General features: G+C 64.3%; 16 protein-coding genes and 1 tRNA gene. 9 read left to right on the forward strand and 8 right to left on the reverse strand.

Annotation, left to right across the window (positions count from 1 at the left end):
• Positions 1-55 precede the first annotated feature (55 nt).
• A complete protein-coding gene (locus tag ABFD92_20045; GenBank protein ID MEN6506833.1) occupies positions 56-658 on the forward strand; it encodes a hypothetical protein in 603 nt (200 codons plus the stop codon).
• 36 nt (positions 659-694) lie between these two features.
• Positions 695-767: transfer RNA gene (locus ABFD92_20050), tRNA-Lys, on the forward strand.
• A 276-nt stretch (positions 768-1043) separates the two neighbouring features.
• Here the strand turns inward: ABFD92_20050 and carB are convergent.
• The 3 genes from carB to ABFD92_20065 all read right to left on the reverse strand — a co-directional run bounded on the left by carB (position 1044) and on the right by ABFD92_20065 (position 7074).
• A complete protein-coding gene (gene carB, locus ABFD92_20055; protein MEN6506834.1) occupies positions 1044-4238 on the reverse strand; it encodes a carbamoyl-phosphate synthase large subunit in 3195 nt (1064 codons plus the stop codon).
• A gap of 521 nt (positions 4239-4759) precedes the next feature.
• Entirely contained in the window at positions 4760-5806 is a 1047-nt protein-coding gene (gene rsmH, locus ABFD92_20060) for a 16S rRNA (cytosine(1402)-N(4))-methyltransferase RsmH (GenBank protein MEN6506835.1), read from the reverse strand.
• A 149-nt stretch (positions 5807-5955) separates the two neighbouring features.
• On the reverse strand, positions 5956-7074 hold the full coding sequence (locus tag ABFD92_20065) for a metallophosphoesterase (protein MEN6506836.1): 1119 nt from the start codon (positions 7072-7074) through the stop codon (positions 5956-5958).
• Positions 7075-7553: 479 nt separating this feature from the next.
• On the opposite strand from ABFD92_20065, the gene kaiC reads away from it, so the two are divergent.
• The 6 genes from kaiC to ABFD92_20095 all read left to right on the forward strand — a co-directional run bounded on the left by kaiC (position 7554) and on the right by ABFD92_20095 (position 15810).
• Positions 7554-9260, forward strand: a complete 1707-nt coding sequence (kaiC, locus tag ABFD92_20070) for a circadian clock protein KaiC (GenBank protein MEN6506837.1) — start codon at positions 7554-7556, stop codon at positions 9258-9260.
• Positions 9261-9270: 10 nt separating this feature from the next.
• Positions 9271-9615: a circadian clock KaiB family protein gene (locus ABFD92_20075; protein MEN6506838.1), complete on the forward strand. Its 345-nt coding sequence runs from the start codon at positions 9271-9273 to the stop codon at positions 9613-9615.
• Between the two features lie 14 nt (positions 9616-9629).
• Entirely contained in the window at positions 9630-9977 is a 348-nt protein-coding gene (locus ABFD92_20080; protein MEN6506839.1) for a circadian clock KaiB family protein, read from the forward strand.
• Positions 9978-10074: 97 nt separating this feature from the next.
• Positions 10075-12651 carry a chemotaxis protein CheB gene (locus ABFD92_20085; GenBank protein ID MEN6506840.1) on the forward strand — a complete coding sequence of 859 codons (2577 nt, stop codon included), beginning with the start codon at positions 10075-10077 and terminating at the stop codon, positions 12649-12651.
• Positions 12652-12684: 33 nt separating this feature from the next.
• Positions 12685-15399, forward strand: coding sequence for a response regulator (locus ABFD92_20090; GenBank protein MEN6506841.1), 2715 nt, complete (start codon positions 12685-12687; stop codon positions 15397-15399).
• Positions 15400-15654: 255 nt separating this feature from the next.
• Positions 15655-15810: a DUF3309 family protein gene (locus tag ABFD92_20095; GenBank protein ID MEN6506842.1), complete on the forward strand. Its 156-nt coding sequence runs from the start codon at positions 15655-15657 to the stop codon at positions 15808-15810.
• Positions 15811-16055: 245 nt separating this feature from the next.
• Here the strand turns inward: ABFD92_20095 and ABFD92_20100 are convergent, their stop codons facing one another.
• Positions 16056-17549, reverse strand: a complete 1494-nt coding sequence (locus ABFD92_20100; GenBank protein ID MEN6506843.1) for a sialate O-acetylesterase — start codon at positions 17547-17549, stop codon at positions 16056-16058.
• 394 nt (positions 17550-17943) lie between these two features.
• Here ABFD92_20100 and ABFD92_20105 point away from each other — a divergent pair, with 394 nt between their 5' ends.
• Positions 17944-21813, forward strand: a complete 3870-nt coding sequence (locus ABFD92_20105) for a PQQ-binding-like beta-propeller repeat protein (protein MEN6506844.1) — start codon at positions 17944-17946, stop codon at positions 21811-21813.
• A 118-nt stretch (positions 21814-21931) separates the two neighbouring features.
• Here ABFD92_20105 and ABFD92_20110 read toward each other — a convergent pair whose 3' ends face one another.
• The 4 genes from ABFD92_20110 to ABFD92_20125 are packed head-to-tail and all read right to left on the reverse strand — an operon-like array spanning position 21932 to position 24649.
• On the reverse strand, positions 21932-22708 hold the full coding sequence (locus ABFD92_20110) for a hypothetical protein (protein ID MEN6506845.1): 777 nt from the start codon (positions 22706-22708) through the stop codon (positions 21932-21934).
• Between the two features lie 24 nt (positions 22709-22732).
• Positions 22733-23512, reverse strand: a complete 780-nt coding sequence (locus tag ABFD92_20115) for a PRC-barrel domain-containing protein (protein ID MEN6506846.1) — start codon at positions 23510-23512, stop codon at positions 22733-22735.
• Positions 23513-23525: 13 nt separating this feature from the next.
• Positions 23526-24188 (reverse strand): BON domain-containing protein, encoded by a 663-nt coding sequence (locus tag ABFD92_20120; protein ID MEN6506847.1) that lies wholly within the window; start codon positions 24186-24188, stop codon positions 23526-23528.
• Positions 24185-24649, reverse strand: a complete 465-nt coding sequence (locus tag ABFD92_20125; GenBank protein MEN6506848.1) for an Hsp20/alpha crystallin family protein — start codon at positions 24647-24649, stop codon at positions 24185-24187. Before ABFD92_20125 ends, ABFD92_20120 begins: the two co-directional genes overlap by 4 nt.
• Positions 24650-25145: the final 496 nt, after the last annotated feature.

The raw sequence follows: 25145 nt of genomic DNA on the forward strand, positions 1-25145 counted from the left end.
TTGGCAAAACCGCCGCCCGCGGGTAACGTGGCGATATACACATTGGAGTCGACCCATGAGCGAAAACACCTCCGTCGCGTCATCGTCGTCGATCACCGCCGCCGCCAGCAAAGACCTCTGCGTGCGGCTGCTGATCGTCGCCGGCCTCCTGGCCGGCATGGGCGCCTGGTTCGCCTGGGACGGATACCTCGCCACCGGCGGCAAGGACCTCACCCTGGGCGCCGACGGCAAGGCGGTCAACAAGATCATCGCCGGAAAGTATGACTACGCCCCCCGGTCGCAGGACCTCAACGTCTGGCTCAACTGGTCATTCAACCACTACGGCCCGTTCCTGCTGATCCCGGCGGGCCTGGTGTTCGCCGCACTGGCCCTGCGCTCGGCCAAGCGCCACGTACATGCCGACGCCGAGGGAATCGGCTTCGCCGGCGGCGAGAAGTTCCGATGGAGCGACGTGGCGGCCCTGGACGCCTCGCAGCTCAAGAGCAAGAAGATCCTGCGCCTGCGCCGCGGCGACGGGCAGTGCCTCGTGCTCGATGCGTACAAGCTGACGGGCTTCAAAGATCTGGTGAGCTTCATCGAAACCCACACCCCCGCGGCCGCCAGACCCACCCTCGCGCCCGCGACAGAAAAATCGCCATCCGCCGCCGAACACGCTTGACGTGCAGCCGTGCTTGACTAGAATGTTCTTGTTCTCGCGTCGCTAGCTCAGTTGGTAGAGCAGCTGACTCTTAATCAGCGGGTCTCTGGTTCAAGTCCAGAGCGACGCATGAAAAAGCCCCTGTGAAACCAACAGGGGCTTTTCGTTTGGATGGAGGGAAGGGATGGGATGGATGGATGGATGGATGGATGGAGGGGTGGGTGGCATGGCGACACGCGAAGCGGGCCTGCCAGGCAGGTCGCCATGAAGGGCGCGGGACTGACACGGAGTGGCACTTCGTCCTCGTCGTCGTCCTCGTCCTCGTCGTCGGTTTTTTTTGTTTCTATAAGCGGATGGATGGGCGACCCGCTTCGCGTGTCGCCATGCCACCCCTGGTCACCGTTCTTCACGCGCCGTGGTAGTCCTGGAGGCTCTTGATCTGCCCGCCGTCGCTGCGGCAGGCGAGGATGCCTTCGGCGGCGGCTTCGGCGGCCCGCAGCGTCGTGATGTACGGCGTCTTGTACTTGATAGCGGTCTTGCGAATGTACGAGTCGTCTTCCTGGCTGGTCTTTCCGACGGGGGTGTTGATCACCAGGTGAATCTCGCGGTTGGTGATGGCGTCGATGATGTTTGGGCGTCCTTCGCAAAGCTTCTTGATGAGGGTAGCCGCCACGCCCTGCTGGGTGAGGAACTCGTGCGTGCCCTGGGTGGCCAGGATGACAAAGCCCATATCGGCGAAGGTGCGGGCGGTTTTGAGCACGGCCGGGCGGTCGCGCCGCGAGACGGAGATCAGCACCGTGCCTTCTTTGGGCAGCAACTGCTTGGCGCCGGCCTGGGCTTTGTAGAAGGCCATTCCGAACGAGTCGGCCATGCCCAGCACCTCGCCGGTGGAGCGCATCTCCGGTCCCAGAACGGGGTCGACCTCGGGGAACATCGAGAACGGGAAGACCGATTCCTTGACGCCGAAATGCGTGACGGTCTTTCGCTGGAGGTTGAGGTCCTTGAGGGCGGCCCCGAGCATGAGCTCGGTGGCGATCCGGGCCATGGGGATCCCGCAGACCTTCGAGACCAGCGGGACGGTGCGCGAGGCGCGGGGGTTGGCCTCGAGCACGTAGACGGTGTCCTTGGCGATGGCGTACTGGATGTTCATCACGCCGACGACGCGCAGCTCGCGGGCAATCTTGCAGGTGTACTGCTCGATGGTCTCCAGGTGCCGCCGCGCGATGCCGATGGGCGGAATCACGCACGCCGAGTCGCCGCTGTGGATGCCCGCCAATTCGATGTGCTCCATCACGGCCGGCACGAACGTGTCCGTCCCGTCGCACAGCGCGTCGGCCTCGGCCTCGATGGCATCTTCGAGGAACTTGTCGATCAGGATCGCCCGGTCGGGCGTGACGTCGACGGCCTTGGCGACGTACCGCCGCAGCATGGTCTCGTCGTAGATCACTTCCATGCCTCGTCCGCCCAGGACGAACGAGGGGCGGACCATCAGCGGGTATCCGATGCGGGCGGCGATCTCCAGGGCCTCTTCGACGGAGCTGGCCATGCCCGACTCGGGCATGGGAATGCCCAGCGACTCCATCATCTTGCGGAAGCGGTCGCGGTCTTCGGCCAGGTCGATCGTGTCGGGGCTGGTGCCCAGGATGTTGACGCCGGCGGCCGCGAGCTCCTGGCAGATGTTCAGCGGCGTCTGCCCGCCGAACTGCACGATGACCCCCTCGGGCTTTTCCTTGTCGTGGATGCTCAGCACGTCCTCGACCGTCAGCGGCTCGAAGTAGAGCTTGTCGGAGGTGTCGTAGTCGGTCGAGACGGTCTCGGGGTTGCAGTTGACCATGATGGTCTCGACGCCGGCGTCGCGCAGGGCGAAGGCCGCGTGTACGCAGCAGTAGTCAAACTCGATGCCCTGCCCGATGCGGTTGGGCCCGCCGCCCAGGACCATGATCTTGCGGCGGTTGCTGGCGGGCACCACGTCCGGGGCGTTGTACGTCGAGTAGTAATACGCGGCGTTCTCGACGCCGCTGACGGGCACCGGGTGCCAGCCTTCCGTCACCCCCAGCGCCAGGCGCTGCTTGCGGATGTCGCCTTCTTTGGCGCCGATCAGCCGGGCAATGTACCGGTCGGCGAAGCCGTCCTTCTTCGCCTGCGTCAGCAGCGCGTCGGGCAGCTTGCGCCCTTTGTACTTGAGCATCTTTTCTTCCAGTTCCACCAGCTCGCGCATCTGGTCGATGAACCAGGCCTTGATGTGCGTCAGCTCGTGGAGCTTCTCGGTCGTGGCGCCTTTGCGGATGGCCTCATACATGATCCACTGCCGCTCGCTGGTGGCCTGGCCGAGCATCGCCAGCAGTTCCTCCAGGGGCAGGGCGTTGAAGTTCCGGGCGAAGCCCAGACCGTAGCGCCCGTTCTCGAGCGAGCGGATGGCCTTCTGGAAGGCTTCCTTGTAGTTCTTGCCGATGCTCATGACCTCGCCGACGGCCCGCATCTGCGTGCCGAGCTTGTCGATGGCGTCGGGGAACTTCTCGAACGCCCACCGCGCGAACTTGACCACCACGTAGTCGCCCGAGGGCGTGTACTTTTCGAGCGTTCCGTCGCGCCAGTACGGGATCTCGTCCATCGTCAGCCCGCCGGCGAGCTTCGCCGAGACCAGGGCGATCGGGAACCCGGTGGCCTTGGACGCCAGCGCCGAGCTGCGGCTGGTGCGGGGATTGATCTCGATGACGACCACGCGGCCGGTTTTGGGGTCGTGGGCGAACTGGACGTTGGTCCCGCCGATGACCTCGATGGCCTCGACGATGTCGTACGAGTGCTTCTGGAGGCGGGCCTGCAGTTCGGGGCTGATGGTGAGCATCGGGGCGGTGCAGTACGAATCGCCCGTGTGGACGCCCATCGCGTCGACGTTCTCGATGAAGCAGACGGTGATCATCTGGTTCCTGGCGTCGCGGACCACCTCGAGTTCCAGCTCTTCCCAGCCAAGGACCGATTCCTCGATGAGGATCTGCCCGATCATGCTGGCGGCGATCCCGCGGCTGGCGACGGCGCGGAGTTCTTCGACGTTGTAGACCAGCCCCCCGCCCGTGCCGCCCATGGTGTACGCCGGGCGGATCACGACGGGGTAGCCCAGGCTGTCGGCGACGCGCTGGGCGTCGTCGATGCTGTAGACCGCCTCGCTCCTGGGCATGTCGATGCCGAGCTTGTTCATGGTGTTCTTGAAGGCGATGCGGTCCTCGCCGCGCTCGATGGCGTCGAGATTCACGCCGATGACCCGCACGCCGTACTGCTCGAGGACGCCGGCTTTGGCCAGTTCCGACGAGAGGTTCAGCCCGGTCTGTCCGCCGAGGTTGGGCAGCAGCGCGTCGGGGCGTTCCTTGGCGATGATGCGCCCGACGGCCTCGACCGTCAGCGGCTCGATGTACGTCACGTCGGCCATCCCCGGGTCGGTCATGATCGTGGCGGGGTTGGAGTTGACCAGAACGATCTTGTATCCCAGCCCGCGCAGGGCCTTGCACGCCTGCGTGCCGGAGTAGTCGAACTCGCAGGCCTGTCCGATGACGATGGGCCCCGAACCGATGATCAGCACCTTGTTGATGTCGGGATGCTTGGGCATGGGCGAATTACCTCTCTGTACGTGTTCCTTGCCGCGGCTGGACGGGCGCCTGCCGTCCCAAAACCGCGGCGGCGTATTCTGACCGCCCCGCCGCCGCCAGGCAAGGCCCGAGATAGGATTTTTACCCACGATTGTTCATGCTATAAGCTCGGCTAATCTGCCAATAACGCCCCCTGATATCGCGCGGAATACGGCGAAGGATGGGTGGATGGATGGATGGATGGATGGGTGGATGCACGATGGGTGGCATGGCGACACGCGAAGCGGGTCGCCATGGATGAGCGAATGGGCGGACGAATGGATGGATGGATGGATGGATGGATGGATGGATGGATGGGCGTGATTTCGGTAGTTAGCGGCGGGGCTTGTCCCGCGCGGTCTTTTCCCTGGCGCCGGGTCAGGGAAGAAACCGCGTCGAGCAAGCTCGACCGCTAACGTGGCGCAGCATGACGTTGCGATTGGTCTCCTCGTCCTCGTCGTCGTCCTCGTCCTCGTCGTCGGTTTCTTCTGTCTCTCTTCTTCTACCGTTTCGCCCAGCGGAACTTTGCCGGGCGGCTGCGGGGGTTGGAGTGGACCTCGTCCGGCGTCGGACGCAGCACGTCGTCGCTGATCTGGGAGTAGAGGCCCGCCGCCAGGGCGTCCTTGAAGGCGTGTTTGACCAGGCGGTCTTCGCCGCTGTGGAAGGTCAGGATGCCTACCCGCCCGCCGGACCGAAGGCAGTACGGTGCGGCCCGGAGCAGCTCTCGCAGGCAGCCCAGTTCGTCGTTGACCAGCATCCGCAGGGCCTGGAACGTGCGGGCGGCTGGATGCGGCAGGCGCTTGGCGCCGGCGGGTACGCGGCGGCCGTCGAGGCCTTTGGCTTCGAGCACCAGTTCGGCCAATTCGCCCGTGCCCGTCAGCGGGCGCTCGCCGCGGCGCTGGACGATCAACGCCGCGATGCGCGGGTGGTCGGGTTCGTCCCCCAGGTCGCGCAGGGCGTCGGAAAGCTCCTGCTCGCTCAGCCGCGCCAGCCAGTCGGCGGCCGTGGCCTTGAGCCGCTCGCTCATCCGCATGTCGAGCGGGCCGACGTGCTTGTAGCTGAAGCCCCGCGCGGGGTCGTCAAGCTGCATGCTCGAAACGCCCAGGTCGGCGAAGATGATGTCAGCGGCGTCGATGCCCTCCAACGCCAACACCTTGCCGACGCCGGCGAAGTTCAGGCAGTGCAGCGACAGCGGCGTCTCCAGCCCCGCCAGGCGCTCCCGCGTGCGCTGCAGTTGGCCCGCGTCGACGTCCAGGCCGATCAACCGCCCGCCAGGGGCGATCCGGCGGGCGAACTGGCCGGCGTGGCCGCCGTAGCCCAGCGTGCAGTCGATGACAATCTCCCCCGCTGCCGGCTTGAGGCTCTGCATGACCTGCTCGACCATGATCGGCACGTGCGTTCCGGCTGGCGTTCGACCGCCCGCTCGGACGTGCTCATGGGTGGCCGGATCGCCGGCCAGTTCCTTGTATCGCTGCTCGAAGCGTCGCGGGTGCGTGCCGCGGTAGCGAACGCGCCGCGCCGGTTTCTCGTTGGGGTTGTTGGCGTTCACGGGAAAAGCTTACCACGAATGACACGAATAAGACGAATGTCACGAATAAGAAATGGATGGATGGATGGATGGATGGATGGATGGATGGATGGTCGTCGTCGGTCTTTTCTGTTTCTGTGAGCGGGTGGATGGCCGCCATGGCACCCGGTTTACATGCTGGCGGCTGGGCGAACACCGCGGCAGGTGCAGGGGCGGCGGACCAGCGGGGGCGGCAAGGGCGTCGGCGCCTTCCGCGCCGCGGCCTTGGCGGCGCCCTTGCCCGCGGCGGTGAAGCTCAGCGTGTAGTCGGTGCGGGTCTTGCCCTGCTTGTCGATGAGCTTGGCGGTAAGGGTAACCTTGAGGCCGTCGACTTCGACGATCACATACCCCGGCTCGCGGGTCTGGCTGTGGTGAACGGTGCTGGGCGTCATGCCCGGGATCTTCTTTCCGTCGTACTTGCGGTTCTTCCAGCTATAAGACTTCGTGCAGCTCGGCGGCACGATGATCTGATAAAAGTCGTCGGCCTCGCTCTTGGCGGCCGGGTCGACGGCGTCGTTGTTCAGCCGCGTGCAGTTGGACACGTGCATGTGCCCGCAGAAGAACGCCCGCCCGCCGGCGGCGACGAGGCTCTTGACGAATGCGTCTCGCATCGGTCCGGTGTTGTCCAGCGACTCGCTGTGCTCGACCTTCTTGATCTGCGTGTGTTGAAAGGCGAACACGTGCGGGGCCGTGTTGGCCGCGAGCTGCGCGTCGACCCATTTCTGGTCGATCGTCAGCTTCATGGTGTCGGGGGTCTTGTACCCGTCAATGGCGATGAACGTGGCGTTCTTGTGCGTGAAGGAATACGTCAGCCCCTTCTCGTCGGCAGGACCGTTGGCGGGCATGGCGTAGGGGCCGGCGAAGACCTTGTTCCACACGCCCGCCGCCCAGGGACGCGTCACGTTGGGACCGGTGTCGTGGCTGCCGCGCATGGCGTAGAGCGGAATCTTCGCCTCGTACACCGGCGCCATCGTCGAGCGGAACGTCATCAACTGCTTTTCGAGCTCTTCAGCCGTCGCGGCGCCTTGCACCAGGTCGCCGGTGAACATGATCAGATCGGGCTTGACGTTCTTGACCACGTCGTCGACCACGATCTTAAGCGTGCGGGTGGCCACGCCCTCGGTCGAGTCGCCGCTGGAGCCCTGGCTGTCGGACATGACCACGAACTTCCATCCTTCCGCCGCGGCTGGGGCGGCGATCAAGACGATCAACCCCACCGCCAGCGACACTGCTAATAGTTTTTGCTTCATGATGCATTCTCCTGGAAAGCGTCAGGCAGTGTAACCCACGCGGGGCGATTTCGGATTTCAGATTTCGGATTGCGGCGGCGGGTGGCATGGCGACACGCGCAGCGGGTCGCCATGGGGCCGGTGCGCTGCGCATCATGGCGACCTGCCTGCCGGCAGGCAGGCCCACGAAAAACAAAAACGTGTGTCGCCATGCCACCCGGTTAATTTCAGGACAGAGGTCGCAGAGGACGCTGAGGATGTTAAAGATAAAACAACTTCTTTCCTCAGCGTCCTCAGCTACCTCAGCGGCTTAATCCAGTCTTGTGCGGGCTAAATTACGATGCGTACATGACGCGGGAGTTTCCCGGGGAAGTAAGAAATTCCCCTAGTGATAAATTGGCGGAGCAAGCCTTTTTTTTAGCATTTTTCTAACCACGGCTTATACTGTGGGACGTTTCTTATGGGTTCATCGTCAGCGTCTCCGTGACGAAAGGAAGAATATGCCCATCCGTGCGAGCAAGCTGAAACCTACATTGGATGCCCTGAAAAAGTGCCCCACCGGCATATCAGGACTCGATGAAATCACCGAAGGCGGCCTGCCGCGCGGGCGGCCGACGCTGGTCTGCGGCGCGGCAGGCAGCGGCAAGACGCTTCTGGCGATGGAGTTCATTGTCCGGGGCGTCACGCAGTTCAACGAGCCGGGCGTCTTCATGGCCTTTGAGGAGACGGCCAAGGAACTGGCCACCAACGTCGCGTCGCTTGGGTTTGAAGTCGACAGCCTCATCCGCCGCAAGAAGATGGCCATCGACTACGTCCACATCGAGCGCAGCGAGATCGAAGAGACGGGGGAGTACGACCTGGAAGGCCTGTTCATCCGCCTCAAGGCGATGATCGACGAAGTCAAGGCCAAGCGAGTTGTGCTCGACAGCGTCGAGGCCTTGTTCGCAGGTCTGCCCAATGAGGCGATCCTGCGGGCGGAATTGCGGCGTTTGTTTCGCTGGCTGAAGGAGATCGGCGTCACCGTTGTCATCACCGGCGAGCAAGGCAAGAACGCCCTGACGCGCTACGGTATTGAGGAATATATCAGCGACTGCGTGATCTTCCTCGACCACCGCGTCACCAACCAGATCGCAACGCGCCGGCTGCGGATCGTCAAGTACCGCGGCTCCAAGCACGGCACCAACGAATACCCGACGCTGATCGACGAGCACGGCCTGTCGGTGCTGCCGATCAGTTCGCTGGGGCTGGAATACCCCGTCAGCAACGAGCGGGTCTCTACCGGCATCGCCCGCTTGGACGCCATGATGGGCGGCAAGGGATACTATCGCGGCAGCAGCATCCTGATCTCGGGCATGGCCGGCACGGGCAAGACGAGCCTGGCCGCGGCGTTCGTGGATAGCCTCTGCCGCAAGGGCAAGCGGTGCATGTATTACTCGTTTGAGGAGTCGCCCCAGCAGATTATCCGCAACATGCGGTCCATCGGCATCAATCTGGATCCGTGGCGCAGGAAGGGACTGCTTCAGTTCCACTCATTGCGCCCGCAGCTTTACGGCCTGGAGATGCACCTGGCAAGCATCCATAAACTGGTCACGGAATTCCGTCCCGAGGGCGTGGTGATGGACCCGATCACCAACCTCACCACCGTGGGCGACACCGACGAGATCAAGGCCATGCTGACGCGTGTGATCGATTTCCTCAAGGGCGAGGGCATCACGAGCGTCTATACCAGCCTCACCAGCGGCAGCAGCAGCCCGGAGCAGAGCGAAGTGGGCATCTCCTCGCTGATGGACACATGGCTGCTGCTGCGCATGGTGGAGACGTACAACGAGCGCAACCGCCTCCTGTACATTCTTAAGAGCCGCGGGATGGGCCACTCCAACCAGATGCGCGAGTTCCAACTGAGCGACAACGGCATCAAGTTGATCGATGTGTACGTTGGGGGCGGAACGGTATTCACGGGATCGGCGCGATTGGTGCAGGAAGCCCAGGACGAGGCCCAGGCATCTGCCAGTCGCTTCCAGTCTCAGCAGCGGCGTCGCGAGCTTGAGCAGGAGCATGTCAGCTTGCAAGCACAGGCTGCTGCTCTAGCGCAGCGCGTGGATGGCGTCCGGGCCGAACTGGAGAATGCCCGAAAGCACGAACAGGAACGGGACCGAATTGCCGCCCAGGAGCGCCGACAATTAGGCCAAGCCAGAAAGGCGGACTAGGATGGTGGTGATGACCAAAAAACGCAGAAAAGTTGCCAAGAAGCCTGGAAAACCTCCCAAGACCGTCGAGACGACTCCTGAGTTCTGGGAGTTGCGACTGTACGTCGCAGGCCAGACCGCTCGCGCGGTGGCGGCCTTTGCCAACCTCAAAAAACTGTGCGATCAGTACGTCAAGTGCAAGTACAGCATCGAGGTCATCGACCTGCTCAAGAACCCCCAATTGGCCAAGGGCGACCAGATTCTGGCCGTGCCGACGCTGGTTCGCAAGCTGCCGGTGCCTGTGCGCAAAATTATTGGCGACCTATCCAATACAGAGCGGGTATTGGTCGGTCTGGACCTGCGACCACGAGATTAACGGAGAAGCAATCCATGGCGAGGAAACGATCAGACGATCAAACCGTAGCCGCCTTTGAGAAGGTCGCCAAGGCCGCCGAATTGGGACAGTGTTACGTGTTGCGGCTCTATGTGGCGGGGATTACCCCAAGGTCCTCCGTGGCAATTCGCAAAGTAACAGAGGTATGCGAAAAGTATCTCAAGGATCATTACAAGCTTGAGATCATTGACCTCTACCAGCAGCCCACGCTGGCCAAGGGAGAGCAGATCATCGCTGCTCCGACGCTGATCAAACAACTGCCGCTTCCTCTGCGGCGGTTGATCGGGAACATGGCCAACGAGGAGCGTCTGCTGGTGGGATTGGACCTGCGGCCCAACAAATAGAAGCTGTGATTATGTTATCTAACGGAGCCCAACTGCGCGCGAGGCGTTGCCTGGGTAGGACGAAAAGTTCCAAGCCCGCCTCTGGGAGGAGGCGGAGATGAACTCGCCCAAGCAGCTATCCGACGAACTGTCTCATCGCCCCGGCATCCCCGTAATTGCTATCGGCGGGTCGGCGGGCGCTTTGACGTCGTTCGAGACGTTCTTTGAGGCGATGCCGGCTGACAGTGGGGCCGCCTTCGTCGTCATCCAGCACCTTTCCCCCACGCACGAGAGCCTGCTGCCTGAGCTGCTGGCGAAGTATACGCGGATGCGGGTCGTTGAGGCCCACGACAACATGTCGGTGGAGCCCAACTGCCTTTACGTGATCCCGCCGACGCATCACGTGGGCATTCGCAACGGTGTCTTGTTCCTGACGCAGCCCATTCTCGATCACGGCGTGCACACGCCCATCGATTTCTTCTTCCGCTGCCTGGCGGAGGACCGGGAGGAACGGGCGATCTGCATTCTCTTCTCGGGGGCGGGGATGGATGGGACCCTGGGGGCGCGGGCCATCCGCGCGGGCGGAGGACTAGTCGTGGCGCAGGACCCGGCCACCAGCCAATTCGAGGGCATGCCTCGCAGTGCAATCGCCGCGGGCCTGGCGGACCACGTTCTTGCGCCTGAGCAGATGCCTCAAGCCATTCTGCAATATCTCCAGCACCCCTATGTCAAGTGGCCGGCGCGCGACAAGGTCCTGGAGGAGCAGGCGAATCCAAAGACCATCCAAGACATTCTCTCTTTGGTACTGGACCAGACCGGCAGCGAATTTCGATGTTATAAGCCCGGGACAATCCTGCGGCGGATCCGGCGGCGGATGGGGTTGTTTCACATTGCGGACATGGCTCAGTACGCGGCGCATCTTCGTCAGTCGCCGGGCGAGGTGCAGCAGTTGGTCAAGGACATGCTGATCAACGTCACGTCGTTCTTCCGCGACGGGGAGGCCTTCAATGAAGTGCGCGAAAAGGTATTCGCGCCGCTGGTCGAGTCGCGGGCCGACGACGAACCGTTGCGGGTGTGGGTGCCGGCCTGTGCCACCGGCGAAGAGGCGTACTCGCTGACGATCCTGCTGATGGAGGAACTGGCCAGGACGGGCAAGAAGTGCCCGTTGCAGGTTTTTGCGACGGATCTCGACGAGGAGGCGCTGGAGGTCGGGCGAGCGGGGCTCTACCCTCAGAGCATCCACGCCGACGTTGGCGAGGAACTCCTGCTGAAGTATTTTGTCAGGAAGGAGGAGGGCTACCAGGTCAAGGAATCGCTGCGCGCAGCGCTGACCTTTGCAACGCAGAACGTGATCAGCGCCCCCCCGTTCTCCAAAATGGACCTCATCAGTTGCCGCAATCTACTGATCTACCTGGACGCAGACGCCCAGACAAAGTTGATGGCGGTGTTCAACTTTGCCCTCAAGCCAGGCGGGTATCTGTTCCTGGGCCGCTCGGAAAGCGTTGCCGGCCAGAACGACCTGTTCGAGACGGTGTCCAACAAGGGCAGGCTCTGCCGCCGTTTGGCGCCGACGCGGCCGCTGCTGCTGGATTCTCCGATCCTGTCGGGAAGGAGGAGGCCGGCCCATCTGGCGCATGCGATGGACGCGTCGGTCACGTCCACTTTTGCGGACGTGATTCGGCTGGAGATTCTGAGGCATTTCGGGGCCAGCGCCGTTCTTGTGGACCGCAAGGGAAAGATTCTCCAGTTCCACGGCCAGGCCGACAGGTTCCTGAAACTGCCGGCGCCGGGGCCGGACTTCAACGTGTTCGTATTGGCCCGCGAACGATTGTCTTCCCTGTTGCGCCTGGCGATGCGACAGGCGATCCAGGACGGTACGACGGTGGTGCTGGAGAGCGTCGAGTATTTGCAGGAATCGGGCTCCGCTTTCGCCCGCATCACGGCGGTCCCGGTATCTCAGAAGAACCAAGCCAAGCCGTTGCTGGTCGTGTTCTTTGAGGATGCCTCCCCGCCTCCGTCTGCCCAGGCCGAAGTGATCCGATCTCCCGCAAGCGAAGCCATTATCAAGCGCCTTGAGGAGGAACTCCAGGCGACCCAGCAAGACCTCCAGGCGACCATCGAAGAGCTTCAGTCCTTCAACGAGGAACTCCGGGCCGCCAACGAAGAAGTTACAGCGACCAACGAAGAGCTCGAATCCGCCAATGAAGAGCTGGTCAGTTCCACCGAGGAATTGCAGTCGACCAACGAAGAGTTGACGGCGGTCATCAGCCAACTCCAGGAGAAGGTCAGCCTGCTGGACACGTCTCAGGATTCGCTTCAAAGGAGCGAACAACGGCTCCTGTCCCTGGTCGAGTGCTTGCCCAATGCCGTGGTGCTGACGAGCGAGGATGGAACGATCACGCTTGTGAACCGTCAGGCTCAGAGCCTGTTCGGGTATGAGCAGACCGAGTTGGTCGGCCTGGCGGTGGAGGTGCTCATGTCACGTGAGAATCATCCCTCGCTTCGGGCGGCGTTTAATGCCGGTCTTGGGCAGTGCGCCCTGGGCGCCGGAGGCGACCTGTTGGCAGTCCGCAAGGATGGCAGAGAGTTCCCGGCCGAAATCTTCCTGACGCCACTGGATATGCCCCAAGGGCTGGTGATAATGGTGATCATCACGGACATTACGCAACATAAGCGGCACGAATCGGGTAGGTAGTGCAGACGTTCCGGATCGAGAAGGTTGACAAAAATGAGCGCAAAGAAGTCTCGCAAGGCCCCGGCCAATCCGCTCGCCCATGAGAATAAAGAACTCCGGGCGCAGCTTGCCGAAGCCCAGGAAACGTTACGGGCCATCCACGAAGGCGAGGTGGACGCGGTCATCGTCTCCGGCAGCCAGGGCGAACAGGTATTCTCGTTGGTGGGCGCCGAATCGGTCTATCGCCTGATTGTCGAGACGATGAAAGAGGCGGCCTTCACGGTCGCCTTCGACGGCAGAATACTCTTCTGCAATGCCCAGTTCGGGCAGTTCGTCGAGCGGCCGATGGAGCAGATCGTCGGACATTCGCTCAATGAGTTCGTCAAGACCGACCGTGCCACAGTATCCTCCCTGCTGGCCGCCGCAAAGCAGCAGCCCGTCAAACAGCGGCTGGTGTTCCAGACCGCCGATGGCGCAGCCGTGCCCGCGCACGTGGCCGCCAACGTACTGAGCCAGCCCGACGGGCTGAGCATTTGTGTCGTTGCCAGCGACCTGAGGGAACTGGAGAATTCGACCGAGTTGATCCAGCAGCTCCGCCGTCAGCACGAAGCGTTGCAGGCGGCCAACGAGGAACTGGCAGCGGCCGATGAGGAGATGCGGGTCCAGAACGAAGAGTTGACCGCATCGAAGTCCGAGCTGGACCGGACGCGGGCAAAGTATCAGGACCTCTTCGAATCGGCTCCGGATGGATATGTCGTCACGGACGCGGAGGGAACGATCCAGGAAATGAACCATGCGGCGGCGATGCTTCTGGGCAAGCCCGGCGCCACGCTGAAGGGCAATCCGTTCCCGTCCCTGCTGCTGTCCGAGGCGGCGCGGCAGGAGTATCTCGAACTTCTCGCAACCTTGCACTCTGGCGCGGCGCCTGCGCCCAAATTGGAGGTCGAGGTCCGTTCGCTGGAAGGCCGGCAATTCTGGGCCTCCGTTACTGCCGCCGCCTCCCGTGACGAGGAAGGCAGCATCGTCGGCCTGCGATGGTTGATCCACGACATCAGCCACCGTAAGGCCACAGAGGAGTCGCTGCATCAATATATCGGTACATTGCAGGCGGTTGCCGCCGTGCGTGAAGCGGCCCTGACCTGCGCGACTGAGAAGGACCTCGGTGTCGCCTGCCTGGATATCGCCCAGAAGGTTACGGGCAGCAAGTTTGGATTCATCGGCCAGGTTAATGAGCAAGGCCTTGAGGACATCGCCATCAGCAACCCCGGGTGGGATGCCTGCAATATCCTCGACATCGGCGGCCATCGCCAGTCGGTCAGCAGTCTCAAGATCCACGGCATCTATGGGCGCGTGCTTCTAGACGGTAAAACGGTCTTGACCAATGATCCCGCCAAACACCCCGACCGCATCGGACTTCCCCCAGGCCACCCGCCGCTCGATGCGTTCCTGGGTGTTCCATTGATCTCGGAGGGTAAGACGATAGGCATGATTGGCATGGCCAATCGTCCAGGAGGCTATGCCCAAGGGCAACAAGAGGCCCTGGAGACCCTGGCCCCGGCATTTGTTGAAGCATTCATGCGAAAACAGGCAGAAGAGGCCTTGCGCCAGGCCAAGGAAGAGCTGGAACAGCGGGTGCAGGAACGGACGGCCGAACTGAGGCACCGTTCCCAGCAGCTATCCCGTGTGGTATCCGAGTTGGCCCTGACAGAACAGCGTGAACGCGGCCGCCTGGCGCAGGTGCTGCACGACGGCCTGCAGCAACTGCTGGTGGGCGCCAAGTTCCATCTGGCGGTACTGGAGCGTTCAGGCAATGCCGCCATGGGCAAGGCGATTGCAGGCATCATGGATCTGCTGGATGATTCCATCGAGACTTCGCGCTCACTGACAGCCGAACTGAGCCCGCCGATCCTTCACCAGGGCGGATTGGTTCCGGCGATGGAGTGGCTGGCCCGATGGATGCAGGAGAAACACGGGCTGACGATTGCCCTGAGCGCAGAGAGAGTGCCGGATGCGATAGGAGAGGATGCCCTTATCCTGCTCTTTCAGGCGACGCGCGAACTTCTGTTCAATGTCGTCAAGCATGCCGGCGTTAAGTCAGCGGCTGTGCGCGTGGGGCGATTCAATGGGGCAATCCAGATCACCGTGGCTGACGATGGGGCTGGATTTGACCCTGGTGCTCTTACGGCCGAGGACGCGGCAGGCGGTTATGGACTCTTCAGCATCAAAGAGCGACTTGACCTTTTAGGAGGCAGCATGGAGGTTGACAGCGCGCCGGGCCGGGGCAGCCGGTTCACGCTGATTGCACCGGTGGCGGCGTCAGGCACGCCGGAATCGCTGCCGCCCCAGCGGCCAGCCTCCTTGGTATCGGTATCCATCGCCCCCAGAGAGCAAGGCACAGAGGGCAAGATTCGCGTTATTCTGGTAGACGATCATGTTGTCATGCGCCAGGGGCTGGCAACGCTACTGAAGGAAGAGCCCGACATGGTCGTCATCGGCGAGGCCTCCGACGGCGAGTCGGCCGTGAGCTTGGTGCGCGAACTCGGTCCCGATGTGGTGCTGATGGATGTTTCCATGCCAGGCATGAACGGCATTGAGGCCGCTCGCATTCTTCATGCCGAGTTGCCCGCCGTGCGCATTATCGGCCTGTCGATGTTTGAACAGGATGAACAGGCCCAGGCCATGCTCGATGCCGGCGCGTCAGACTACCTGACCAAGAGCGGACCGTCCGAACATCTCATCGCCGCCATCCGCGGTGAAACGAGCGAGTAGCCCGGACCCATTTCACCGCGGAGATCGCAGAGACCGCAGAGGTGTTTTGAATAAAAAGACTTTGAGCCACTTGCTTCTCTGCAATGCTGCTCTGCGGTTCATTTTCGGGCAAGCGCTTCGGCCTCTGTGACGCGCTTCCACTGCACGACTATCCGGGGCGGCTGGCGGATTTTCCTGATGCCCAATTAAGTTTTTGTCCGCGCGCCGGCCTTGTGCGGCGGGGATAGCATTTCTTAGAACACAAGGAGACATGCCATGCTGGGTTGGATACTGATCATCATTCTGGTGCTGTTGCTGCTGGGGGCTCTGCCGACGTGGCCGTACAGTTCCGGCTGGGGCTATTACCCCAGCGGCATCCTGGGGCTGCTGCTGGTCGTGCTGATCGTCCTGCTGCTGATGCGAATTATTTGACCGTGGGAGATTTCACCGCAGAGGTCGCAGAGGTCGCAGAGTTGAGGTAAGAAGCAGGGATGGCATGAAATAACAACGCCATCCCGAGCCGACTCCGTCGGAGGTCCACCCTCGGTGGGGAAGAAACAAGATAGCCCCAATGGCCGCGGGGTCAGGCCGACGGCGTCATGGTTTGGTCACACCCTCCCCCACTCACTTTTTCTTCTCTGCGTTCTCTGCGATCTCTGCGGTGAATCTGCCGTGAACTAGCCTTTCGCTGTGCGGAACGGACCGGCGGGCAGGTTGGCGGAGTTGTATAGCGAACACCTGGGCACGCCCGCCCAGGCGTAGCGGACCGATTCAATCTTCGCAAGGGTCTGGCTGGAGAGCGTCACCGTGCTGCCGGCGGCGACGGCCTGGGCGGGGACGAACTTGCCATCGGCGCCGGCCACCTCGAAGCCTTCGAGCCTGTTGCCTTTGACCACCAGGCCCGCTCCCGCATGGTCGAACTCAAGAACCGCCTTGGCCCCCTCGACTCGCATCGATCGCGGCGCCGGGCCTTGGTACTGCACGTCGCGGCGGTAGACCTTGCCCAGCGCCGCCAACGCCGCCCGCGCGGCGACGGGCTCTTTGTCAAGCGGGTGACCGTCGTTTGGCAGTCCGGTGTCGATGGTCACGGCCATCGCGACGTGGGGTTGCTCGGCGCAAACCCGCTGCCCCTCGCGCACGAGCGGCCACATGGGGTCGTCGTACCGGGGCAGTTGCACCAGCACGAAGGCCAGGTCGTCGCGGCTGAAGGCGCTGCGCCAGGCGGTAATCATTCCGGCCAGCATGGCGGCGTAATCGCTCGCGTCGGGCCGGCGGCCCAGGGCGGCGTCGGTGGCCGGCGCGTGGGCATTGCTTTCGCCCTGGTACCACAGCACGCCGCGCAGCGCCATCGGCGTCAGCGGGGCGATCATGGCGTTGTACAGGCGGCTGGGCAGGTGCTGGTCGCCGTCGATGCCGAAGAACGTCCGCTGGGGCGGTGGAATGTCCGCGCGGTCGCGATCGTTGATCAGGAAGGTCTTGCCCGGTTCGGCGGCCGCCAGCGCCTCGCGCGGGGTCCAGCCCTCGATGCGGCTGCCGCCCATAGCGGCGATGACGATGCCGACCGGAACGTCCAGCTCCGCCGCCAGGCGGGCGGCGTAGAACATGCCGACGCCTGAATAGTCCCCGATGCGATCGCGCGTGCAGACGTCCCAGTAGTCCGGATTGGCCAGATCGTCGCGGGGCCCCGCGGCAAAATCGACGTTCACGTAGCAGGCGCGGATGGCCATGGCGTCGGCGGCCGCTAGCACCGCCTCGGAACCGCCCAGGCCCTTGAGCGGCATGACGACGTTGGACTGGCCGGCGGCGATCCAGACCTCGCCGACCAGCACGTCGCGCACAACCCGCCGCCCTGCCGCCGAGGTGACGGCCAGGTCCCGACCCTGCCTGCAGGCGGGCATGGCGTCGAGCGTGACCGACCATCTGCCGTCGGACGACGCGGCGGCTGACCTGCTCTGGCCGGCAAAGGCCACGCTGACCGTCTCGCCGGGCGCCGCGCGGCCCCAGACCCGCACCGGCAGATCGCGCTGCAGCACCATGTGGTCGCCGAAGATCCGTGCCAGCGTCACCGCGGGCGTTGATGCGATATCGTTTTTCGACACGCTCATGCTCCTGTGACAGCCGCCCGCCAGCAGAACGGCAGCGGCGGCTACCGTGATAGTGTAGTGGAACATAGATGACTTACCATAGCGTACCCGCCGGCAGGGTGCCACGCACAACTCCGTTGTGCGTGTCCCTGGGCGTGCAGGTTCGGGGATGCATGGGCATGGGTGCCACGCACAACTCCGTTGTGCGTGTCCCTGGACGTTCAGGTTCGGGGATGCATGGGCGGGACGCCCATGCCACACAACAAGAGCATGGGCGGGACGCCCATGCCACACGGCAAGAGCATGGGCGGGACGCCCATGCCACACGGCAAGAGCATGGGCGAGACGCCCATGCCACACGGCAAGAGCCGCCCATGGCCGCGGCAAACGTCTTGGCAGGGCGGCGGAGGGGAAGTATGCTTCAGAGGCCGGATCTGTGTCCGGTTGGAGCATCCTGCCGCGGCGGGGCTGGAGCACGATCATGAATACGACGCTGTCATGGGCCTCATGCGCGATGGCGCTGCTGTCGGCGGCTGGGGCTGCACCTGGCCAGGCCGACGTGCGTCCGCAGCGGCCGAGTCTGGACGCCCTGCCGGCGGCGCGGTACCAGTTCGCCATCGCCTGGAAGGGCACGTGGGACGAGACGCTGGCGGCTAACAAAGACGCCCTGACGCCCGCGGCGATCACGGACCCGGCGCTGGCGCCGCAGGCGCAGAGCATCGTCGAGTATCGCAGGATCTGGCTGCTCGAGGCGATGCTCCAGCGGTTCGCCGCCGACCGGGCCAATTGCATCAAGGGACACATCGAGATCGCCCAGAGCTGGCAGCGGACCGGCCTGCAGTACGCCAGAAGCTGGTGGGGACTCAAACTGCTCAGCGACTACGGCGACGACCCCGAGGCCGTCAAGAGCGGCTACCAGCTCGTCCTGGGGTGGGGCTGGGGCCAGTACATCCACTGGGGCACGTGGGTCTACGCCGTACAGCCCGAGTGCCGCGACTACGCCTATCTGATCGACGACATCATCGCCAAGAACCGCAGCGGCAGATTGCCCGACGACCACCCCGCCGTGGCGACCGCCTACGCCTACCAGAGCTGGCTGACGAGCGACCTGCTGCGCTACGACGAGTTCGGCCCGCTGCTGGCAACGCTGCGGGCCAAGGGGGCCCGCGTACCGGGCTATCAGCAGGAGGCCCTGGACCTGCTGCAGCGATTCGGGCATGCCCCGCCCGAGAAAGACGCCGCCACGCCCGCAAGCGACAGCGACCTGGGCACCGCCTCGATCATCGACGCCGACGGCAGCGTCCGCGACCTGCGGCCGGACTTCGAGGTCCAGACCCGATGGGACCTGCTGGCCAAAAACGGCCCGCTCGCCCCGGGCAGCACCGAGGCGTTGTCGGTGGAGGACGTGCAGAAGGTGCTGGACCTGATCGTCAACTCGCCGGCGCATCTCAAGAACGGCAACCGCTACGCGCCGTTCTGGACGGTGGTAGACCGGCGACTGCGGGAATTGCCCCCCCAGCGCCTGGCGCCGCTGCGCGACTCGCACGAACGCATGGGCAGGAGCATGGCCCAGGCGGCCTTGATGTCCGCCGATAAGCACCTGCTCCTGCGGGCCTTCAGCCAGTACCCCTTCTCACGCTCGATCCACCGCGCGATGGTGGACGTGGCCGAGGCGGAACTGCCCACCGGACGCACGCAGTGGGCCATGGCGGCGTACGAAGACGTTCTCGCACACGCGTCCGATCCGGAACTTGCCGCCCAGGCCCGCGCGGGGCTGTGGCTGGCGCTGTCCCAGAGCAGGCTCTACCGCAAACGCCTGGAGAAGGCGATGGCGGCCGTCGGCGACGACGTGCAGATCCCCTGGCGCGGGCAGAGCGTCGCGGCGGCACAGATCAAGCGCGAGCTGCTGACCGAGCCGGCGGCGCCCGCCGCGCCGGTCGTCGCGGGCAAGCCCGCCCCGGCCACCCTGGCCCAACTGCCCCGGCGGAAGATCGCCCTGAGCGGCGACTGGCCGGGGCTGTACTACGACATGGGCGGCCCGCACATGGCCTGGGGCGTGCGAAACCCCTGGCCGGCGCCGGCGGTCGAGTTCGCCCCCGACGCCACGTTCGTGGCCTGCACGCGGGCCGTGGCGCGCTTCGACGCCGCCAATGAGCCAGCCGCCCCCGCCTGGACCTGCGCCCCGCCCGACGAGGCACGCGGCAGTTGGCCCTGGCGACCAAACATCTCGCGCGCCCACGCCCAGGGCGGATCGACCTTTCACCCGTTTTTCGACCAGCGATCGCCCGTGCGCGTCACGGCGGCCGCCACGGCCTCGCGCGGCGCGCGGTACTACCTGATGGACACCGCCGCCCCGCCGGTGGTCACGGCTGTCGACGTCCGCAGCGGCAAGGTGCTCTGGACCACGCAGGGCAAGACGGGCTGGAAAGGCTTGACGCCCCTGACGCACCCGGCGGCGGCCGAGGGACGAGTCTACCTGCTGGCCGGACCGGAGAACGTCGAGCGGCTGGCGGCGCTGGGTTTCAACGACGAGATCCGCGTCGTGCAGCAGTTGGTGTGCCTCGATTCGGCCGACGGGGAGATGATCTGGCGTCGGGCGGTGGGATGGGTTGGCAACAGTTCGATCGACCTGGCTCGCGGCGGCGGGGCGCCGGCGATTCATGAAGGCAGCGTCTACAGCGCGACGAACATGGGGGTGCTGTCGCGCCATGATGCGCAGGACGGACTGACCGAGTGGGTGGCGTGCTACGCGCCGGCGCGGCAGTACTCCAACGCGCTGTCGATGAACTGCGCCCGCGAGGGCTCGACGCCGCTGGTCGTCGGCGAGCGGGTGCTGCTGGCGCCTCGCGACCACACGGGGATTCTGGCCTTCCGTCGCGACAAGGGCGAATTGATCTGGGAGAGCATCCTGGTGCCCTCGGACAAGCTGGTGGGCGTGGCCGGGGCGGTCGTGATCGGCGCCAACACGAACTGGCTGACGGGCCTGGATATCGAGACGGGCAAGCAGCTCTGGGTTCGCGAGTTTGCCGCCGGGATCGGCTCGCAGGCGGCGATCCTGGGCAACGACAGCGTGGTGGTGGTCTCGGACGGGAGGGCGCTGCGCCTGGCGGCCGCCACGGGCAAGACGCTCGAAGAGCTCGACCTTCAGACCCCGCCGGGCGCGGAGGTGGTCATCGCCCCCGATGGCACGCTGGCCGAAGTGACGCCGGCCCCGCTGGACGGCGCCAAGGGCCCCGCCACCGCCGGCGGCGGGCTGCACCTGCCGCTCAAGGAGGTCTGGTCGCTGGCGTGCGACAGCCCGGTGCTGGCGTTGCGCGACGGGGCCGACGCGTCGACCGACGCCATCGGCCTGCTCACGCAGCGGCGGATCGGGTGGATCACGACCCGCCCCAACTGGCAGCTCGCCTGGCAGCGCCTGCTGACGCAGCGCCCGACGACGATCGCCCTGACGGGCAGCCGCCTGCTGGCGTCGCGGCGCTGGACGCTCGACGCGTACGCCGGCGAGGCCGGCACGCGGGAGTGGTCGACGCAGCTTGCGATGATCCCCTCGGCTATCGGCGGCGACGAGACGCTCATCTACGCCCTGCCCGTCGGCGGCAACGGCGGAAGCTCGTATTACTCCGCCGTCGACGCGGCGACGCAAAAGACCCTCTGGAAGGGCTGCCTGTACTGGAACGTGGGGCTGGGCAATGCAGTGTACGCCAATCGATTCAGCCGCCGCGGCGACGGCACGGGCCTGCTGGCCAGCGTCACGCACTGCGACAATCGCGTCGGCGAGGTCATTCAGGACGCCTCGACGGGCAAGATCGTTTCGCGCCGGCCCATCGGCCCGGCGAACACCTGGGCCTGGGGCGAGTACACGTATGACGAGGGCGGCATCGGCTGGATCGGCTCGGACAAGCGGATCCGGGCGGTGGGGCTAAGCGGCGAGGAGTTGCTTACAGAGGGCTGGCCGCGCCAGGTGGAGTTCAAGTATTTCCGGGCGCTGGTGAACGTGCGCCGCGAGGGCATTTACCTGCGCCTGGCCCAGCACCTGTTGCGGTACGACCCCGCCACGCGGGCCGAGATCACGTACGACCTGGCGGCCGGCGAAGACGCGCCCAATCGCGTGGTGCTGGAGTTTCGCAAGCTCGGCGAGCGGCTGCTGGTGATCTCCGGCGACACCGCCCGCGGCGCCGGCGGAAGCGTCTTCGCCGACGTCTTCGACTACGCCTCGGCCAAACGCCTGGAACACCAGACCCTGCCCGGCGTGCAGTGCTGCATCAGCATGCACGACACGCGGGCAATCATCCTCGACGGCTCAGTCGTCGTCACCGACACCGATGGCGTACACGTCTTCGCCGGCGAGTAATCGCCGACAGAGATGGGTGGCATGGCGACACACGTTTCTGTTTCTCGTGGGTCGCCATGATGCTCAGCCGCGCCCATGGCGACCCGCTACGCGTGTCGCCATGCCACCCATGCTCGTTTCACTCGCCGCTTGTCCAGTACCCCGGGCGCGAGTAGTGCTCGTGCAGGGCGATCTCGTAGGGGCGGTCGATCACCTCGGGCATCGGCGGGCTGCTGTGGATGCGGTCTTTGGTCATCTTCGCGCGAACCTGACGCTGGGCCCACGAAATGCCCGCCAGCCACTGCGTCGACAGCACCACGAGGTGTTTATGGAACAGCGTGCCGATGTCGGCCGTCACGTAGCGAATCTCCCACGTCTCGGGGTCGACAAGAAAATCCTGCACCGCCCCCATTTCGCCGTCGATGGCGGTGAGGTTGTACTCGAGGATCTCCTTGAAGGCCGAGAGGGTGCTCTCGGGCTTGCGGTTGCGTTCGAGATCGATGCGATCCTGCGGCAAGGCCTCGGCGGCCACGGAGCGGCTGATCGACTCGGGCAGCGGCCGGGACTCCCAGTACGGCAGCCACCCGAAATACTTGGCGAGCATCGTTTCGTGCTCGCGCGAGATGGTGACCTTGGAATCGACGTGCGGGCTGTGCTCGATCTGGTCGCTGGTCAAGGCCATGTGGACGATGCCTTCGCTCCAGTCTGCGCCCTCGACGGACGGCGGGGCGATCAGGACCATGCGCCCCGGCAGCCAGATGCGCGTGTCGATCACGAAATACCGCACGGTCCAGGTTCGCTGCTGGAAGTAGAAATCGAAAACCTTGCCGATCGGTTTGTCCGAGGCGTGGATCCTGGCGGAAATCAGGGCGTCGAGGCTGCCCACGGTTGCTTGCGTGGCTGCTTCGGTTGTCATGGTCGGCTCCATTGCTGGCGTGGGTCACTTCTCTTCCACGTCCTTGATCGTCGTCGTCAGTTCCGGCAGTTCGCCTTCCCAGTAGACCGGTCGGCCGTAGAAGTCGTACAACCGCACCTCGTATTCGCGATTGACCGGCGTCTCGTAGTCGAACGGCGGACCCTCGCGAATGGCGCTTTGCTCGAGGTCTACGTAGACCGCCCGCTCGGTCCAGTCGACGTCGCGGATCCACGCCGGCGAAACGAGCACTTTTTTGCCGCTGAGCAGGTGCCCGATATCGGCCACCATATAGCGGATGACCCAGTCGTCGCTCTGGACGATGAAGTCATGCACGCGTCCGGCGTCGCCGTCGGTGGCGTGCAGGGTCAGATGGATCGTATCGCGCATGCTTCGCAGGTTAGGATCGGAGCGGGCCTGGTCTTCGGTGCTCGGCAGCGACTCGATAACCTCCGGCGGTTGCACCAGCGGCGTTCCCTCCATGCCCCAGTACGGCGCCCAGCCGTAATGGGCGGCCATCATCGATTCGTACTGGCGCGAGATGGGCTGGTCGGACTCGATGGGCGGGCTGTGCTCGATCGCCTCGCGGGTCAGGTTCACCGGAACGATCTTGTTCGACCAGTCGGGCTTGCCGAAACTCTGGGGCGACAGCAGCACCTGTCGTCCGCTGAGCCATCCGCCCGTGTCGGCCGCAAGATAACGGATGGTCCACACCTTGTCGTCGAAGAAGAAATCGCGGACTTTTCCGAGTTCGCCGTCTGTGGCGCGGATGGTGTATCCCAGTAGTTCTTTCAGGCTTCTGAGCATGGCTCATCACCTCCTACTTGACCACGTCCAACTCATTGTAGACCCCCTTGACCCCGATGGTGTACCGGGCGATCTCGTAAGCGGCCCTGTAGGCCCCCCGCGAAGGCACCGTTCCCATCAGCGTCACGATGGCCGCCTCGACCTGCACGGTCACGTCGCGGGCATTGACCAGGACGTTGGCCCACAGGGCGTCGAGAATATTGCGGGCGATCCGCCGGTCGTGCAGGTCACCCGTGGGCGTCACCGCCAATTCGTTCGCCACCGACACGATCCCGCTGACGGAAGAAGCCGCTTCCACCGCCTGCTCCCTCTTATAGCGCTGGTCTACAAACCCCCGAAGCCGCGCCAAGCCGGCCTGGACCGTTACCTCGATGTCACATTCGTCCAAGTCCCCCCTGCAGGACAGGGCGTCGCGCACCCGATCGGCCAGCTCGACGTCCGGCGGCGGGGCCGACGCCGCGGGGTAGCGGATCGTCAACTGGTTATGCACCGCCGAGGCTCCGACGGATCGAGCGACCGCGGCGGCCGCCTGGCGGGCGGGGTAATCCGGCACGGTGCCCGTCAACGTCACTTCGCCGCCGCGCACGCGAACGGAGATATCCGAGGCGTCCACCAAGTCGTCCCAGAACAACTGGTTGATGACGTCATCGCGTAGATGTTCATCTGTCACAATCATTCCGCTTCCTCTTGGGGCCGCCTGCCCGATCCGCCTGCGTGCCTGCCCGTTCCGGACCGGGAGCGTCCGCCGCGGCCGTTCTCTTCAAGGTCCTTGGGCCGGACGCGCCTTGGGCGGGAGGAGATCTCGATCCGCCGCCGCGGCGTCTTGGTGGTTTCCGGGGCCTTGGGCAATTCAAGGTGCAGCACGCCGTTTTCGAGCGTCTTGCCCATGTTGGCCTGATCGACCTCTGCCGGCAGAACGAAGGAGCGTTCCATCGGCGCCATCTGGCGCTCGCTGAGGAACTTCTGCCCCCGCTCGGGACTGGATTCGTCCTTATGATGGGCGCGGATCGTCAGGATGCCCCTGCTGTAATCGACTTGGACCTCCTCGTCGGTGTACCCGGGAAGTTCCGCGTCGACCACGATCTTGTTGGGCTCTTCGGCGATGTCGGCGGGGTATTCCCAAAGATCGGGCGCCACCTCTTCCAAGCCGGCCCACCAAGGCCTGAGTAGTTGGTCAAATCCTCTTTCCGCGGGTCGCTTTCTGGTGCTTGCCACCATTTGCCTACCCTCGTTGTCGGCTCCGGGTTGTGATCGTCAGGTTGGGTCAGCCGACGTTCCCCCAGCCCCAACTGCCGTTCGTCATACAGCTTTCCCTGCAATCAAATCATCGTAGGGGCATGCGTCAGAGACCACCAATGGGACAAACTGCCATATTGACTGTGATACATCCCTCTATGCCCGCCGGGGACGCGGAGTGCAGGATCGAAGGGATTAAGACAGGGAGAGGAGTGCGGGATTAAGGGGATTGAGAGGATTAAAACAGGGACGGGGATGGGGGAGAGGGTTTGGGCTTCCCCACGAACGGTGGGCGCGCCGAGAGGGTAATATAAGAGCCCTCAGGCAACAGAAGGAGCCCACGATGGCACGCGGCAGATACACGCTGGAGTTCAAGCAGTCGGCAGTCCAGTTGGTC

Source organism: Planctomycetaceae bacterium, assembly GCA_039680605.1.
In the GTDB taxonomy this organism is placed as follows: domain Bacteria; phylum Planctomycetota; class Phycisphaerae; order SM23-33; family SM23-33; genus JAJFUU01.

Excerpts from the sequence above, each read along its gene's own strand:
- ABFD92_20045 (MEN6506833.1), top strand. The coding sequence starts at position 56 with ATGAGCGAAAACACCTCCGTCGCGTCATCGTCGTCGATCACCGCCGCC.
- carB (MEN6506834.1), bottom strand. The coding sequence starts at position 4,238 with ATGCCCAAGCATCCCGACATCAACAAGGTGCTGATCATCGGTTCGGGG.
- ABFD92_20065 (MEN6506836.1), bottom strand. The coding sequence starts at position 7,074 with ATGAAGCAAAAACTATTAGCAGTGTCGCTGGCGGTGGGGTTGATCGTC.
- kaiC (MEN6506837.1), top strand. The coding sequence starts at position 7,554 with ATGCCCATCCGTGCGAGCAAGCTGAAACCTACATTGGATGCCCTGAAA.
- ABFD92_20075 (MEN6506838.1), top strand. The coding sequence starts at position 9,271 with ATGACCAAAAAACGCAGAAAAGTTGCCAAGAAGCCTGGAAAACCTCCC.
- ABFD92_20080 (MEN6506839.1), top strand. The coding sequence starts at position 9,630 with ATGGCGAGGAAACGATCAGACGATCAAACCGTAGCCGCCTTTGAGAAG.
- ABFD92_20085 (MEN6506840.1), top strand. The coding sequence starts at position 10,075 with ATGAACTCGCCCAAGCAGCTATCCGACGAACTGTCTCATCGCCCCGGC.
- ABFD92_20090 (MEN6506841.1), top strand. The coding sequence starts at position 12,685 with ATGAGCGCAAAGAAGTCTCGCAAGGCCCCGGCCAATCCGCTCGCCCAT.
- ABFD92_20095 (MEN6506842.1), top strand. The coding sequence starts at position 15,655 with ATGCTGGGTTGGATACTGATCATCATTCTGGTGCTGTTGCTGCTGGGG.
- ABFD92_20100 (MEN6506843.1), bottom strand. The coding sequence starts at position 17,549 with ATGTTCCACTACACTATCACGGTAGCCGCCGCTGCCGTTCTGCTGGCG.
- ABFD92_20105 (MEN6506844.1), top strand. The coding sequence starts at position 17,944 with ATGAATACGACGCTGTCATGGGCCTCATGCGCGATGGCGCTGCTGTCG.
- ABFD92_20110 (MEN6506845.1), bottom strand. The coding sequence starts at position 22,708 with ATGACAACCGAAGCAGCCACGCAAGCAACCGTGGGCAGCCTCGACGCC.
- ABFD92_20115 (MEN6506846.1), bottom strand. The coding sequence starts at position 23,512 with ATGCTCAGAAGCCTGAAAGAACTACTGGGATACACCATCCGCGCCACA.
- ABFD92_20120 (MEN6506847.1), bottom strand. The coding sequence starts at position 24,188 with ATGATTGTGACAGATGAACATCTACGCGATGACGTCATCAACCAGTTG.